Source organism: Methanosarcina soligelidi (assembly GCF_000744315.1).
GTDB classification, from domain to species: domain Archaea; phylum Halobacteriota; class Methanosarcinia; order Methanosarcinales; family Methanosarcinaceae; genus Methanosarcina; species Methanosarcina mazei.
This window is the reverse complement of the sequence record NZ_JQLR01000001.1, coordinates 3747440-3763555: the sequence shown is the minus strand read 5'-3', so window position 1 is coordinate 3763555 and position 16116 is coordinate 3747440. Positions and strand designations below refer to the sequence as shown.

The window sequence follows — 16116 nt, the reverse complement described above, 5'->3', positions numbered from 1 at the left end:
CAAACTGTAGTAAATTATTTTAGAGCCCCCCTTCAACCTTCTGATGGCACCAACTTGGTCTCCTCAGGAGATTAAAGGTGTCTATATACCTTGGAGGTGAATTGCACTCTACAATTGCTTCGGCAAGGATACCACTTCGCCTATGAATGTCCCAAAGAGGATGAACTATTAAAATATCTCCATTTTTTGTAGAGATGCAGGGCAATTCCCCACACTTATGCACATTGCCACTGAAAGAAACGGAATAATTTTTGGCTTCTTTAAAAGCAAAATCAATCCACCCTTCTGAAACACCATATTTGAATTCAGGATAGTCGAAGTTACCATCTAAACCACACATATACTTAGAAGATTTCAAGGTCCTTAAATAAGAGAGTCCCAATCTCCAATCTAAAAGACCGTGATATCGCATATTTCTGAATGACATAATGCAATTGTAACATGCAGATTTGCAATTCTCTGAGTGGTTTTCAGAAAGCAAGTGATAAGAAAATGATTTTAGGTCTTTAGGTTCTATTATATCGTCTAAAATTTGTTCCCAGTTTTGGTAAATCCAATTAACGAACCCTGACCCATTTGGAAGCTTGTCCCCAAGTGTAATATCTCCAACATGTATGTTATCGATTTGTGAACGCTGAAAATTGCATATTTCTATTTCTTCAGGGTCAATATCCAATTCACTTGAGACGTGTGAACACAAAATAAAAGCAGCAGAATAAATTGCTGCTTTGACGCCTCCAAAAACAGTTGAATTAGGATACTGCCCTTTTTCTATCCTTATTGGATCTAAAGTAAGACCAAGTGGAACTTTTTGCGGCCTGAATTTTATTACATCTGTGATCTTGCTGGCTGCAAGCCCAATATGTTCGTATGAATCTGGCTTTTCGTCTGTAACCTTTTCGATATAGTCTTTGAAGATCCATTGGTTTTCAGGGCTAAAACCACACGATTCTTTAGGAACTTCCTTTTGGTCTTCATCTTCATCTTCTTCGTCGGGCTTAGAGTAAAAATGACCAGTCCTCAAAGTTGCGCCTTCAAAAAGCCTCCCGCCATTATCGTTTATCCTCCAAAGGTGGCAGTTGCTCTCAAAGGCGACATCACAATTTAAACCACTGAAATTCCCAAAATTTGGTTTGCGGATATCTGCTACGGATGATGTCATTCCAAAACTAATTTGTTCCATGTTTTTAGTGTCTTGCCCTTGAGAAAAGTCTGTCCTAAATGCAAGTGGGGTTGCAACTTCAATGGACTTAAAGTATTCTTCATCTGTTGTACCGCAATGCGGGCAAAGCTCTGCTTCAAATTCATCTTTCATCACAGAAACAGAACCACATTCTCTGCATCGGGAAATCCACCATCTGTATGGAAGCGGAGGGTCTTTTGGTCTCACTGTCATCCAGTGACCATTCCTCAACACAATCGGTTGGGTGAATCCAATTGCGGTGTGAATCGCGTGGTCTTTAGTTTTTTGTGCTCCTGGAGCAAATTCCGTTATAGCAATTTCGATATCTCTATCAATTGTTTTTGCTCCGTTTTTCCCAAATCCGTGGTATAATAGCCTTTGGCGCGAGGGAAGACCATATAAAGGCAATATCCCGGCTTCGGCTAGCCTTTCTGAAAGAGACTGGCTTGTAAATTCTTGGTTCTCAACAGCTTCATCTATTTTTTGTGGCAAGTATGTGGATAAATAATCCAACATGTCTTCTTCCAAATCTGAGTTTTCGGTTCCAACTAATGCGTGAATTATTGATCTTTTTAATTCTAAAGTTTCAAGGTTTGAAGAATCTAGCCATCCAGTTACTTTGCTCTTAACATCTTTCCATTCAATTACGCTGGGACCGTTTTCATCATTTTTACATGCATAACCAAATTCTCCATGGATATTTCCTCCTGATGGGCAGTGCCACCAGCGAACCCCTGCATCATAAAACGCAAACTTAAGGCATTCTTTTGCAAGCAGCCTTTCAGCAATCTGAATCTGACCGTCTCCTACAGTTACAAATGGAACTGGAGGTGAATCAATGATAATACGGTTTGGGTTAGAATAATGGTAGTCGTCATGAGTCCTCCCTCCGCGGCATAAGGTTAGTGCAAATGAAAATGCCTGCCCCCGCCTTCCAGCACGCCCAACCCGTTGCTGGTAATTAAACCTCTCTGGAGGCATGTTTGCAAGCATGACTGCTTGCAGGTTGCCAATGTCAACGCCGACTTCCATTGTAGTTGTGACGCTCAAGGCATCAATTGCTCTCACAGATGGAGGGGTATCTCCTTCTTCGCTGTTTATAATAAATCCCCGAAATAGCCTTTGCCGTTCTGCTTGGTTATCAGTTTGTCCAGTTAGCTCTTCGCACCTCAAACGCGTAGGCTCTCTTCCTTTAACTGCTGGCAAGGCTAAGTAATTTGATCTTCTAATATCTCCACACAATTTGTCAGGATTTACAAGCAATTCAGAGTGGCAATTTGTGCAAACTCCTGCTGAATAATGAAGATGAACTCTCCCACAATTAGCACACGTCCAAGCAGGGTCATCACTTGAAGCTAATTTCATTGATAATGCTTGTGTGTTAATTATACCACCTTTATGACCTAATTCTTGCAGCACGTCCCATACAGCTTTACCTGCAGTTGATTCATCGAGATCCCCATATTTTTTAAATACCGCCCTTAAGTGTTCTTTGAGTTTCGAGGGAACTCCCTCATATATGTAATATTTTTGAAGGTTTTTAAAATGTGGTGATCCCTCATGCCGCCAAGAATCACCCAATATCCGGATCGTTGAGTCACAAACTTGTTGAAATATATTCTGTTCAAGGTTCGCCTTTTTTGAATATTGCTGTAACTGATCCTCACTTAGAAAGCACTTTGGATATCCTAGACCAGAAGATTCAAAATTGTAGTACAAGCGGCTAAATAGAACTCCGCAAATATTCTTGCGGACTGCTTTTTTCATCGTTTTCTTTGCAATGTCAAAATCTTCGGATAGGTTTGGTTTCCATTGGAGTCTGTACATATCAAATAATTCGTGCCATGGGTGCCATTCATTATCCCATTTGAAGTTTCTATATTTTAAAGAAGGACCTGCAGGGTTGACTCCAAGAGTAATAAAAACCTCCAATAATTTCCCGCAAGCATATTCCCCAGAACCTTGAAAACGATCAATTAACAATGAAATGGGAATTACCCTTGAATTTTGTCTCTCTTTAATTTCTTTCAGGCGAGATTCAGCCTCACTGGTCATTTTTTCCAAAATCTTTCTAGTCGCTGGATCAGATTTTCTAAGAAGAGAAATTGCTTGTAAATCTTGTATAATCTGTTCTGCTTTAGACGGATAAACTTCAGCGAACCTTTTTATTGATTGGAGATTTTTGGATGTACCACTTGCTATCCTGCCCATTATTAATTTAATTGAAAGATCGCTCGCATTCTCCCCATTTTTTATTAGGTTATTGACATATTTTGCAAATTCATATTCTGTGACAACTGCATTTTGGATGCTTTGCACAAACACATCCCTAAACATGTCATTAAAATGATTTTTTTCGATACCTGTGGCCAGATCTGCTGCATCTTGTCTGCTGTCTGAGAAGGCAACAATTTTTTTTGTTTTTTCGGGCAGTTGTAGAAATATCTCATTTGTCAACAGTTCGCTAACTTTAGAGAAACCTGTCCTAAATCCTCTGATTGGAGAAATTAATTTTTTCCCAGTTCCATAATCTTGACCGCAATTTGCACATACCGATGGGAGAGCAGAATAGCTGTCTTCTTCTGTTGTATCTAAACGGTATAAATATCCCTTTATCCAGTCACTATGATTTGTCTCTGCTTTGGCGTGACCTTTTATTACATGCCCAGACATCGTGTCAAAGCTTGCAGGGATCCACTTTCCTCCTGACAACTTGATTTGAGAATTCCGTGTTTTTTGGTGCCATCCCCCCTTTCCTTTTTGGCTAATTTCCTGTTCCCCACAAGGCCAAAAAAGGGCAAACTCTTGATAAGTTCGTTGATTTATCACGGCTGTTGCTTTTTTGTCAGGTAGCCCCTCGATATCCGGATCAGTTGGCAATATTTCTAATTCGTCTTTATTTATTTGGAATCTGTTTCCCCCAAAATAAAGGGTTCCACAGTGTTCACAATAGAACACCTCCAGAACCCTTCTTCTTTCATCATAGTCACTAATAATTTGCGGATGTGCATACAGTTCTCCGATTGTTCTTCCGCCATTGCTATTTTTGGGAGGAATAGTAGATGCCCAAAGACCGTCAACATTTCTAAATAGCCAGTGAAAACGGAAAGAAGGAAGATGAGACTGTTTTCCAAAATTATTGGTTGCAGTTTCAATAGACCGGGCTTCATCGCAAACTCCACGGGATATGAAAACTCCTCTTACGGCCTCCCACAACTCTTCATCACCAATTGAGTAACCAAAAAGATTTTTTCCAAATTCTTCTAGAGGGACTGCTGGAACTTTTCTCTCGATATTGCATGCATGCAAAAGCCTTTTTTCCATCTCAACTTCTTCAGACTCAATTGCTTCTAAAAGTGCGATTTTTCCATTTGTTGAATTGATTTTTGGGCATAACGATTTAGCACAACTTAAAAATACATCATCCGGAATGTTTGGTGAAGCCTTTGCTAGAGAAATAAAAGGTTGTGGGTCAAGTAATGGGAAACCCTTGATTGTTCCTATATTTTCTTTTTCTCCAGAAATGATCCTAAATTCATTCCTTTCACCAAAAAAATCATAAAGAAACTCCAGGCTTTTGGGGTCATCTTTTTCGATTGAAGCGCTTGAAGCTAAAATCTTCAATTGTGGGTGACCGGGATGCAATCCCAGCCTGTTCAAAAAGAGTTTTAGAAGGTAGCTAACTTCAGCTCCTGATGACCCCCTATAAAGGTGAAGTTCATCGATAATTAAATGGAAAATATTTTCTTCACTTTTATTTAGCCATTCTTTTGTTTTTTCAAATATTCCACGATCTTCTTCCCTTGTTAGCATGATGCCAAGCATTGAAAAGTTTGTGATAAGTATGTCCGGTGGGCAGTCCTGCATATCCCATCGGGAACGCATTTCAGAACCATTGAGGCTAGGCCAAAAGTACCGAATCTTATCAAAATCTTCATCTAGGTTGACTTTGTCCTCTTTAACTTTTTTTGCAGCATCTATCGCATAATTGAACTCTTCTTCTTGTTCCCTCATTATTTTTGCAAGTTTGGTGATTTTCTCTTTATCGGGTCCACCTCCCTTTTCCGGAGGCTTAAATTCATGTCCTGGGATAGGTGTCCCACTGTTATATCGGCCAAAATAAAATTTATTATTTCCTCTGTGAACCTTGAACCATTTTCTTGCTTCATCAGAATCTAGGGCTTTTCTAAGGCGTGTCAATTGGTCTTCGACGAGTGCATTCATTGGATACAAAATCAATGCCCTTACTGCTGCATCTCGGCTTTCATGCCCCCGTTGTGCAACGCGCCTTGAAATATTGTTTCCAGCCTTTATTTCCTGTCTCCATTTTTTTCTCCATTCATTGTTTTTCCACCAGTCATCAGAATGTAAGTGTTTTTCATTAGGGAGTTTCCAATTGGAAGATTCATGGATAAGTGAGGCAAAAAGTGGGAGCAAGAATGATTCGGTCTTACCAGACCCGGTACCTGTTGTAATTACGCAATTTTTTCCTTGGAGGGCATATTGAAGCATATCAACTTGATGGCTATAAAGTTCAAAATCCCCAAGCAGCCCACAGGAAATTAGTGATTTAAATTCGGTGATCTCTTTTTCGTCCAACCCAGGCGTTTCTCTTTGTCCAAGTTGGTTTGGCTTTTTTCCAGATGATTTATATTTTTGAATTGGCTCTATCCAAGGATCTTTGGCAATCGTTCCTGGTTTTTTGAGCATTTGTTCCCTTTCCTCTTCAACTGAAGGAAATTTCGAAAAAAAGGCTGTTTTTAGATAGAGTAGAAAGTTATCTTTTATTGAATCAAATGTTCCAATTGGATCATTCATATTAACACCAGCAATCGTTCCCGATTTATACGAAACTTAGTAAGTAAATATATATATACTACTCACTGTTAATGACGTTATATAAAATCTCTGATTGATTCATATGTCTATAGTAGAAAATCTAATTCAAAACTCGGGGCTAAAGTTCAGGGAAAAGCCAATTACACTATCAGATGATGAATTGAAAATATTAGATGAACTTGGAAATAAATTTAAATCCAACAACGAATTAAAATTATTCTTTCAATTGCCTGAATCTAACAGTCTTATGTTAAGGCTTATAATTACAGAATTAGCATATTTATCTGTTGAGAAGCAAAATGTGTATTTTCTCACTGACGGTGTGGGAAAAAGCTTCTTGTTCAATACTTTAAAGGACTTGAATACTGGAATTACCGACGTATATAATTTATTAATGAAAAGTCCTCATCAAAGAGTAAAAATAACTCATCCTGATAAGATCAATGGATTGGATTATGATTCATCCCTCTTTGTTCATTTCCGAAACAAGGACATTAATGGTTTTTTTAGTTCTGCTAAAAGACAAATTATAATATTTACCAGCCGCGATCACGGAAAAAATGGCAAAGAATACTCTGAAATTAGTTCAGATTTAAAGGAAAAAAGCTGGAGTGAATTATATATTCACCTCCCAAAAAAGCAGACTGTTAAAGAAAAAGTTGCTAAAATTGATTTAGTAGACGATGAAGCAATATACAACTTTTTTAATTATCTTGACTCTTTTGCATTAGAACCAAATACATTTATAGAAAAAGTTGAAGAATACGGATATTTTTATTCAAGTTTGCCAGTGCCAATAAAATATTATTACAGTTACTATGACTACGAATTTAGAGGTCCAAAAAACGAACCTATCATTCCATCAGAAGCTTTTTCGAAGAGTATGGACATCGAAGCTTCAAAAAGATTGGCCATAGAATATCTTTGCAAACAAATTGAAAAAGAAACATTTGAAAAAAATATGAAATTTGATCACTTAGTATCATTAGCAGAGTTCTGTCATAAAAATGGGGAACAAACAGCAATATTATTCCCTAATAAGTTATTTTCAGAGGCTTTTGTATGGGCGCTTGAAAATATTAATACTGAATTTGAAGCCTTTGAGAAATATAATTTTTGTTGGTATCCGGAATTGTTATCTCGAGAACTGTTGCTAGATGAGCATATTGTGGATTGCATCTTTATCCCTTTTGTGCCTTCAGGAGAGATTCTCATCGATTCAAGTAATTTGGCTTCAAAAATAATTTTGGTTTTATATCAGCACGAGAAGCAGATATTAGAGCAATCTCTCAATAAGAACCTTGATTCTAGTGTTTTGAATAATTTAAGTTTAAGTTCTTCAAGCTCAGACAAACAGATGGAGCCTAAAAAGCCCTATAATCACAGTAAAAATTGGGCAAATTTAAATTTCAAAATTAATTATGATACTTATCGCAGATTCATTAGGTATTTAGAAAAAGATGACGTTCTTGAGGGACAAGTGTCATTTGAATACTCTGCTGTTGTTGATAGCAATAAATACATTATTACTTCACAGGATGGTGAGAAGTTCTCTTTGCATGGTTGGCAACATATAATTCTCCAAAAGCCTGGAGCATTATTTAATAATTATTGTTGGGTTTCACTTCAAGATGTAAAAAAGAACCAGACAATTACCATTGTCTCAAATGAATTACGATTTGATTATTTACAAAAAGAATTGTCTAATAACATGAAAGAAATAGGTCGTAACCTTAATGATTTAGTTGACTATGTGTCGGATTGGAAAAGTGCTTTATCGTCAGTTGCTGATAAGCATTCAATCTCTGAAGTGCAGAACTTATTGAAGAATAATGGTCTTTCTAGAAATTATGTTACAATTCGAAATTGGTTTGAAGGGCTTGATAGTGATCCCAAAGAATCAGCAACTGCGGCAATAATTAATCCTGGATATAATATTGGACCACAAGACCGCAATGACATCAAAATTTTTGGAGAAACATTTCGCATCCAAAAACTTATTGATAATTACAAATATATATCTGCTGCAATGGAATATTTCAGGACTTCTAACAGGCGTACGGGTCGGAAAGTGATGAGGCAAATACTTCAAGATGTTAAAAATGAAACCATTACCCAGCCTTTGAAAACGATAAAAATTAAGGATATAACAATTAAAGAAAATTAAATTTATCTTTAAGAGTAAACATTCCGAATTAACATTTTTAAGTTCGTATTTGGTTGGAGTGTAAATATAAGTTTTTAGACAAAAGGTCGTTAGTTGCTAGTGTCGCGTCAATCCTCAAGGATTAAAGGGTTCTGAATAGCTGTAACCGACTATATATGACACTTTACTGCTGACGCGACACTAGTTTCAAATTATCGATATCTTGACTAAAATGCTGCCAAGTTTCATTATCAAGTTTAGAAACATGCTTCAAGCCGCCTGGTTTAGCAGTGTTCAGACTGTGTAGTTTCCAATTTTCATAGTTATAGAAGCAGCAGAATAATCCCAAGCAGTAGCTTACAACATCATTATCAGTTTTCCGTAAGGCATCCCTTACAGTGTCGGAAATCCATAAGTTTTCAGCATTTTCATATTTGAGAATCCCAGGAAGGTGGTTTGTGGTAAAAGAAATCTTCTACTCGGTTGCGAATATCGCTTCCATGCCTGTCCTTTCAGTATGCCTTATCACCTTGGCATCAGGGTTTCAAAGTGGTTCAACTCCTATTAAGGAAGTCCTTAGCATCTTTAAAGCTCTCAAAGTTCCCAATCAGATAAGTATCACCGTCTGCTGTCAAGGCTGATTTTCAGGTTCCATGTTGTGCAATTCCTGAAGCCTCTTTGAGCAGTGCATTTTCATCAATATAACGCCAGATAAATTGGTTTTCCACCGCTCCACTTTTCTCTATTAAATCAACAATAAGCAAATTTGACTCTCTATTAAAAGTAATGTTTAAGGTATTACCCAGTTTCGTTTCGATCTCAAATTGCTTAATATTTGGATTCATATTTACCCCCGACTCATATCAATCTTTATTTGTACTACTTTGCTTTGAGTCCTACTCGATAATAAATATCGATGTTTGAATATATATAGCACTCATTTTAAATATTTATTTTGCTTAATTTTGCTTTCGAGAAGATTTATAACGAAATCGCCGTAAAAAGTGGTCTCGATATCTGGAATAAAAGGCTAAAAATCATCTCAGCGATTGAAACATGAACCTGCCAAAAACCAAAAATCAAAGCTCTTCTGGCAACCCCCAACGCAAGCTGGCGATGTATTTGACTGAAACTAAAAAAAAGTAAAAAAGGAAATAAAACCTGAGAAACAAAAAGCTTCTCAGATAACCTCAACAGCAAGTGTAAAGTTATCCTCAGTTCCGGTTGTGTTTTCCCAGGACCTCTTGTATATGCCGTTCACCTGCTGGCTGCCCTGATCCACGGCTTGAATAATCCATGAATGAGTTCCAGGGACACCAACCTTATCTTCGGCAGCTTCATCCTGAATATATTCGTCGCTGAGAACGCTGAGCCCCTCAGTCACGTTGAGTTCCCAGGAGTAGCCTGTGGACGGATTTTCCCTGAGCTGGAGTGTAAAATTCTCTCCGTTTTTGAGGCTTATGCTTGTCCCGTTGTCAGCTTCGGTTATGACCTGCCCTGTTTCCGGGGTTGCAGGCGATATTTGTTCGGAAACTCCCTGAGTTTCATTTCCTGCGTTCTCTGGCTCTTCGGCACAGCCGGCTGCAAAGACAACAGCAGCAATGACCGAGAGCATCACGATTAATTTTAACATTATCTTCATAACTGCCCCTCAAACCTCTTTTCCTTTTATTTCATAATGCCTGATTTATTGTAATTTTTACTGATTATTGTACTACAGTATTAATACTACTGGTTTTTTAAAATAAACCCTGAAGAACAATTGATAACTTTTATGGGAAAACTTAAGCCAGAAACCGGATAGAGCGAATTTTTAGACCTGCACACAGCAAAAAGTGCCCTCAATGGCCTCGATATCTGGAACAAAAGGCTAGAAATCATCCGGGCAATTGATATCTAATCCTTTTTCCCAGCTCAAAAACAGCTTCAGTCAAGACAGTGACCTTCCCTTTCACGCAAACTATATATACTTTCCAGCTCAAATAGTAATATTGTATAAAAGTCTCTAAATTGGAGAGTGTTTTTTCAGGTAATGCTGCACCCAGGGATCAATTCTAGTGAACCTTCAGATGCATCCTTTGAAGATTTCAACTTTTTATCTCGTTTTATGAGCTTTCTATAAGGCTTACGTTATACGTTTTATAACGGGGCCTTTGCTCTATACGAGCCGGTTGGATCTTCACAAAATTGCCTGAACTGAAATTTAAAAATAGACAGAAAAAACGAAAAAATTAGAAAAGCAAAAACTCTTTAAAACACTCTTTAAGACCTTTATTCGCGAGGTTTGAAATAAAATGTCAGAAGAATCCGATGATTCAGACAGTAGTGATAGTAGTGGTAGTAGTCGTCAGAAAATGTTCACAGCAGCCGGAATGGTCCTGTGCGTAATACAGTTCGCCTTCTTCGTGGGTATGATTTTGATGTTCATGGAGATGGACTTTGTAGAGGGCTTCAAGTTTATGCTGCTTGCGTATTCTTCAGCGTTCCTCTATAAGAACATGGAGAATTCCGGTATAATCCGGTTTGTAACAAGGAACTGATGACCCGTGTGGATTTAATTTCAGATCCACACTTTTATATCTCTGCTCTCTGTTCTGTTTCATATTTTACCTTCTTTCCAAATTTCTTTTTTTCATATTTCACCTTCTTCATCCCCTTTTCTCACGTTTCATTTCTTCATATTCCTCTTTTTCATTTTTCATTCTGGGTGTTTTTTGGGTGTTTTAAGAAACGATCCTCCTGGGTAAGACGATGCTGTCAGCAGGACCTGCTGTGTCCCTGAAGATAAACGAAACAGAGAACAGAGATCTGTCACGAAACAGAGAACAGAGGTCTGTCTGATATTTTTTCAAATTTTATGCTGTGATTAAAATACTTGATTTTTTTACTCAGGTTTCATGCTTCTCATATTTTCCTGAACTCTCTAAAATTTAACTAATTAATAAATAGAAAGAGAAATATAGGATTAATTTTTAGTATCAACAATAATTATTATGGGATAAATATGGATCTTTAATTTAAGGGATAAATATGGACCTTACATTGCAGATTGATACCGATTACTCGCTGCAGGAAGCAAGCGAGGTTGTTCGCTCGGCTCTGGAACATGAGAAGCATCTTGCAAAATATAAGGTACAGCGTTATGCAACGATCTGCGATGAATTTGAAGACCGGTACGACCTGATATCCACTGAACTCATCAAAAAAATTGAGGCTGGTGAATTTCTCGACGACGACAGGTTTTTCGACTGGTATGCCGCAAAAAAAGGGCTTGACCACTGGAAGAAAAAACTGAAGGTCCTTAATGCAGTCAGGTTCTGATTTGAAGGGTGCCGCCAGCTGCAAAATTTTGCTTTAATTAAACATCCTCGTTATCCCGATATTCATTTCCATTTAACTTTTATTTTTCATCTTCATTTCCATTTAACTTTTATTTTTCACCTTTATTCTTATCTTTTTTATTAACTTTGTTTCTTTTCAATCTCCGGTTTCACTCCTAATTTCTTCGTTTTTCCGGTGTACAGTAAAAGTGTGTAAATTTAACGATACTGTTAAATAGTTAAGTCTCTATCCTTTTACATCTAAATTTTTTTGACGGTGTTCTGATGGCTGAGAAAATTAAATTAACGGAACTGGTTTTCCTGTCTGAAAAAAGGAAGAAACTTCTTCTTTTTCTTAAAGATAAGCCGAGGACCATGGCTGAAATTCAGGAACACCTTTCTTCAGTCCCTGTTTCAATCCTTCCCCAGGTCAAGAAGTTAAAAGAAGGCAAGCTTGTAGTACAGAAAGGGCATGCCTACGAGCTCACTTTATTGGGGATGATAATCGCTGATAAAATGCCGCCATTTCTGGATACCCTGGACGTTCTGGAACAGAATTTCGATTACTGGGCAAAAAGGGACCTTGAAGGGATACCTCCTTTTTTAAGCAAAAGAATTTTTGAACTGAAGGGCTGTAAACTCATCGTTCCGGACGTAAGCCATATGTTCGAGCTCAGTCCTGAATTTGTAGATAGGCTTCACATATCCACACATATTCTGGGTTTTTCTTCTTATTTCCACCCTTCATTTACCACACTCTACCCTGAAATTGCAAAAAAAGGAGTGGAGATCTCTTTAATACTTGCGGACCCTGTGATTCAGAGGTTCAAAAAGGATTATGGGGAAGAGTTGCTTACCCTTATGAATTTCGAAAACGTCAGTATATTTGCCTTCCACGGGGACGCCAGGATTGCAGATTTCACAGTAACGGACACGTTTTTCCTGATTACTCTTTTTTCCAGGGATAAATATTTTGAACACGAAAGCCTGATGAGCATTGAACCTGAAGCCCTTAAATGGGGCACCGACCTTTTCTCACATATGCTGAAAGAAGCAACCCGGGCAACGGATGTTCAGGTCTTATGAACCGGAGTTTTAAATGTATTTTTTACTCCTGTAAATCATTTTCCTCGGTTTTCTGTCAATAACCTTCCCTGTTTTTTCTTTCCTGTTTTTTCTTTCCTGTTTTTTCTTTCCTGTTTTTCCTTTCCTGCTTTTTTACTCGCATTTTCATCGATTTTCTTTTTTCTTCTTTCCGAAAACTTTTCTTATCAGTTTTCCTATTAATTTCTCCTGTAGCCTGCCCGCACTTTCGATTTTCTTTCAGGCATAATTTCCTGAAAAAACAAAAAACTACTTTAAATATTTACAGGTTGCCTTTTTTCAGTCCCCGGTACCTTAGATATTTTTCTACTTTAATTTTCAGGTATGTAACTGCGAATGATAATAGCAATTTCTTTAATGGCAGGCCTGTCAAAACATAATTTCCGGTTCAGGCAAAAAAGGCTATTCGGATGGTCTTAATTCATAAAGCTTAATATTCAGGATATCAATTCCCATTTAAAATGTTAGCTTATTTATATAAAGAAATATTGGTAATATATTGGTAATATATTGTAAAAGAAAATGCTCTACTCTTTTCAGTAAATCTTAGAGCTTTTCATACCTGGAGTCAGATTAACAGTTACGATATTTACTTTTCTATAAGGAGCTGGAAAAGTAATGGTTCTAAAAAAAATAAATTAACTCTACTTTAATTTAATGATGGGGTGACCTGATTCGCATCTTGAAGCGTTATTCTCCGGTACGGGACCCGTGCTGCTGGATTTATAATTATGAAGAAAATACTGCTGATAGATTGTAAATAAGGATCTAAAACAGGCTTAAAGTCTTTTGTGAAATCAAGTGGATATTCGAGGGGGCAGGGGATGTCATCAGAAAAGTAAAAAGTAAACAGGGTGTGTTCATTGAAGCAAATAACGGTGTTAATCGTTTTATTTTTTTTATCTCCATTACTGGCGGTAGTTGTGGGTTCTGATTTAGGCTCCGCCGCAGATAGTGGAAATGAATCAATCACTGCGGACTTTTCAGCTTCTCCATTAACTGGTGAAGCTCCGCTAACAGTACAGTTTACTGACAGGTCAACAGGCAGTCCTGAAACATGGGAATGGGACTTCGGAGATGGGGGTACATCTAGCGCCAAAAACCCTTCCCATACATATTCCAGGGCTGGAACCTATACCGTGTCTCTTGAAGCGGGTAACGGCGTTTCTTCGGACAGTGAGGTCACGAAGAATTTTATTACTGTTAAGGAAAAACCTGTGGTCCCCGTTGTAGAAGCCAGCTTCAGTGCTAACACAACTTCAGGCAAAGCTCCTCTCACGGTCAGGTTTACGGACAGCTCAGGCGGAGGGCCGACAGCCTGGAAATGGGATTTCGGGGACAGTACCACTTCTGCCACACAGAACCCGGTCCATACTTATTCCGCTGCCGGAAAGTATTCCGTAACCCTCAGAGCAACTAACGGCACTGTCAGTGATGATATCACAAGATCAGACTACATTACTGTTGATGGAAATGGGCCACTGGCCAGCTTTACAGCTTCCCCGCTCGAGGGGCTGGCTCCTCTTGCCGTCCAGTTTACTGACACTTCAACCGGGAGCCCGACAAAATGGGAATGGGACTTTGGGGACGGCGGCAAATCAACCAGTAAAAGCCCTTCCCATACATATTCCGGAGCCGGGAAATATACAGTGAAATTAACAGTAACAAATTCATACGGGTCCGATACGGCTGATTCTTCCGTCAATGCATATTCAATCACTGCCCCTGTAGCTGATTTCTCCGCAAATCCGGTTTCAGGGTCGGTTCCCCTTTCTGTCCAGTTCACTGACATGAGCAGCAACGGTCCCACTGCCTGGGAATGGGATTTCAATTCGGACGGGGCTGTGGATTCGACTGAACAGAACCCCGTTTATGTATACACGTCTGAGGGGGTCTATTCTGTCACACTCAATGCAGTCAACGGCACTGCCACAGGCACTGAGACAAAATCCAGCTTTATTACGGCAGGAAATATGCCAGTGGCTGCTTTTACCGCATCCCCGCAGGAAGGAAATGCTCCTCTTACCGTTCAGTTTAACGACACTTCTTCCGGAAACGTGGATTCCTGGTTCTGGGAGTTTGGGGACGGCAATACTTCAACGGCCCGGAGCCCGTCTTACATTTATTCCAGCGCCGGGAATTATAACGTGAAATTGACCGTAACAAACTCTTTCGGGTCTAACAGCACTGAGGTCCCATCTTCAGTAAAAGTGCTCTCTGATACAGCCCCTTCCCCTGACTTTACATCAAACATTACTTCCGGCAAAGCTCCCCTTACTGTCCAGTTTGAAGACCTTTCCACAGGGGGCCCGACTGCCTGGGAATGGGACTTTAACTCGGACGGGACCATAGATTCAACCGAACAGAGCCCTGTACATGAGTTTGCAGATACGGGGTTCTATACGGTTACTTTGAGGGCAGGCAACGGCACTGCATGGGACAGCATTACCAAGTCCGAATATATTATGGTTGGAGACGGGCTACATGCTTCTTTTACCGTCTCTGCACGGGAAGGGGGTGTCCCTCTGGCTGTTCAGTTTACTGACACTTCAGTGGGTAACATAACCTCCTGGCACTGGGATTTTGGAGACGGCAGCACATCCACCTCTCAGAACCCAAGCCATGAATATACCGAAACCGGAAGTTATTCCGTAACCCTTAATGTCAGTAATGCCTACGGTTATAGCTCTGTCACATGGGCTGATTACATTAAAGCCGGTGAAGAGGAAAAGGTAAGCAGCGGGTCGGGAGGCTCTGGCGGGTCATCTTCCGGTGGCGGCGGTGGTGGTTCTCCCGAGCCTGCAAGCAATGTGGAGGTCAAGGAACTTGCTCAGGAATTCATCACTACAGGAGACCGCATTAAGTTCGAATTTACCAGAAACGCCACTGCTATTGTATATGTGAAGTTTGATTCCAAAAGGACCCTGGGAAAGACCACAACCATGATTGAACAGCTTAAAGGCAGGTCTGTCCTGACCCCAAAAGAACCTCCTGGAAAGGTCTATAAATACCTGAATATCTGGGTGGGGAATGAGGGCATTGCAGCTCCACAGAATATTGCCAATGCCATTATAGGTTTCAGGGTCAGAAGCACTGAAATTTCAAAAAACGAGACAGAGGGGCCTTCAGTTTTCATGTACAGGTATTCGGAAGGAAAATGGAATGCTCTTCCTACACGAAAAATGGGGGAAGACGGGCAGTACATGTATTTTGAGTCCAGAACTCCGGGTTTCTCTCCGTTTGCGATCATAACCGGAAAGAAAGCTATTGAATACAAAGAAAATGAGACCGAAACTGAGGAACCTCTGCCTGAGCTTCTAAAAGATAGCAGGCAGGCTGAAATGCCTGATTCCTGGTCCGTGCCAGCTGCTGAATATAAGGACTGGTCAGGAGTGTCCACAGCCATCAAGGTTATTGTCGGATTCCTGGTAATACTTCTTATAGGAATTGCTGTTACGGAAAAAAAGAAACGTTAATAAAAATCCGGCAAAAATAAAGTAGTTATGAAAATAGCCCATAAATGT

8 protein-coding genes are annotated in these 16116 nt (G+C 39.3%); 5 read left to right on the top strand and 3 right to left on the bottom strand.

What is annotated here, in order from left to right:
- Positions 1–19 precede the first annotated feature (19 nt).
- Positions 20–6001: a DEAD/DEAH box helicase gene (locus M886_RS16060; RefSeq protein WP_048051501.1), complete on the bottom strand. Its 5982-nt coding sequence runs from the start codon at positions 5999–6001 to the stop codon at positions 20–22.
- Positions 6002–6104: 103 nt separating this feature from the next.
- On the opposite strand from M886_RS16060, the gene M886_RS16055 reads away from it, so the two are divergent.
- Positions 6105–8189, top strand: coding sequence for a hypothetical protein (locus M886_RS16055; RefSeq protein WP_048051500.1), 2085 nt, complete (start codon positions 6105–6107; stop codon positions 8187–8189).
- 623 nt (positions 8190–8812) lie between these two features.
- Here the strand turns inward: M886_RS16055 and M886_RS16045 are convergent.
- Together M886_RS16045 and M886_RS16040 are read right to left on the bottom strand one after the other, a co-directional pair.
- Positions 8813–9013: a hypothetical protein gene (locus M886_RS16045; protein WP_048051498.1), complete on the bottom strand. Its 201-nt coding sequence runs from the start codon at positions 9011–9013 to the stop codon at positions 8813–8815.
- 335 nt (positions 9014–9348) lie between these two features.
- A complete protein-coding gene (locus M886_RS16040; RefSeq protein WP_048051497.1) occupies positions 9349–9810 on the bottom strand; it encodes a protease inhibitor I42 family protein in 462 nt (153 codons plus the stop codon).
- 652 nt (positions 9811–10462) lie between these two features.
- On the opposite strand from M886_RS16040, the gene M886_RS16035 reads away from it, so the two are divergent.
- From M886_RS16035 to M886_RS16020, 4 genes are all read left to right on the top strand, one after another.
- Entirely contained in the window at positions 10463–10708 is a 246-nt protein-coding gene (locus tag M886_RS16035) for a hypothetical protein (RefSeq protein ID WP_048037279.1), read from the top strand.
- Between the two features lie 490 nt (positions 10709–11198).
- The gene (locus tag M886_RS16030; protein WP_011032221.1) at positions 11199–11489 is read left to right on the top strand and encodes a hypothetical protein; all 291 of its coding nucleotides are present in this window, start codon (positions 11199–11201) and stop codon (positions 11487–11489) included.
- Between the two features lie 284 nt (positions 11490–11773).
- The gene (locus M886_RS16025) at positions 11774–12574 is read left to right on the top strand and encodes a helix-turn-helix transcriptional regulator (RefSeq protein ID WP_011032220.1); all 801 of its coding nucleotides are present in this window, start codon (positions 11774–11776) and stop codon (positions 12572–12574) included.
- Positions 12575–13515: 941 nt separating this feature from the next.
- On the top strand, positions 13516–16068 hold the full coding sequence (locus tag M886_RS16020; RefSeq protein WP_235203993.1) for a PKD domain-containing protein: 2553 nt from the start codon (positions 13516–13518) through the stop codon (positions 16066–16068).
- The last annotated feature ends 48 nt before the right edge of the window (positions 16069–16116 follow it).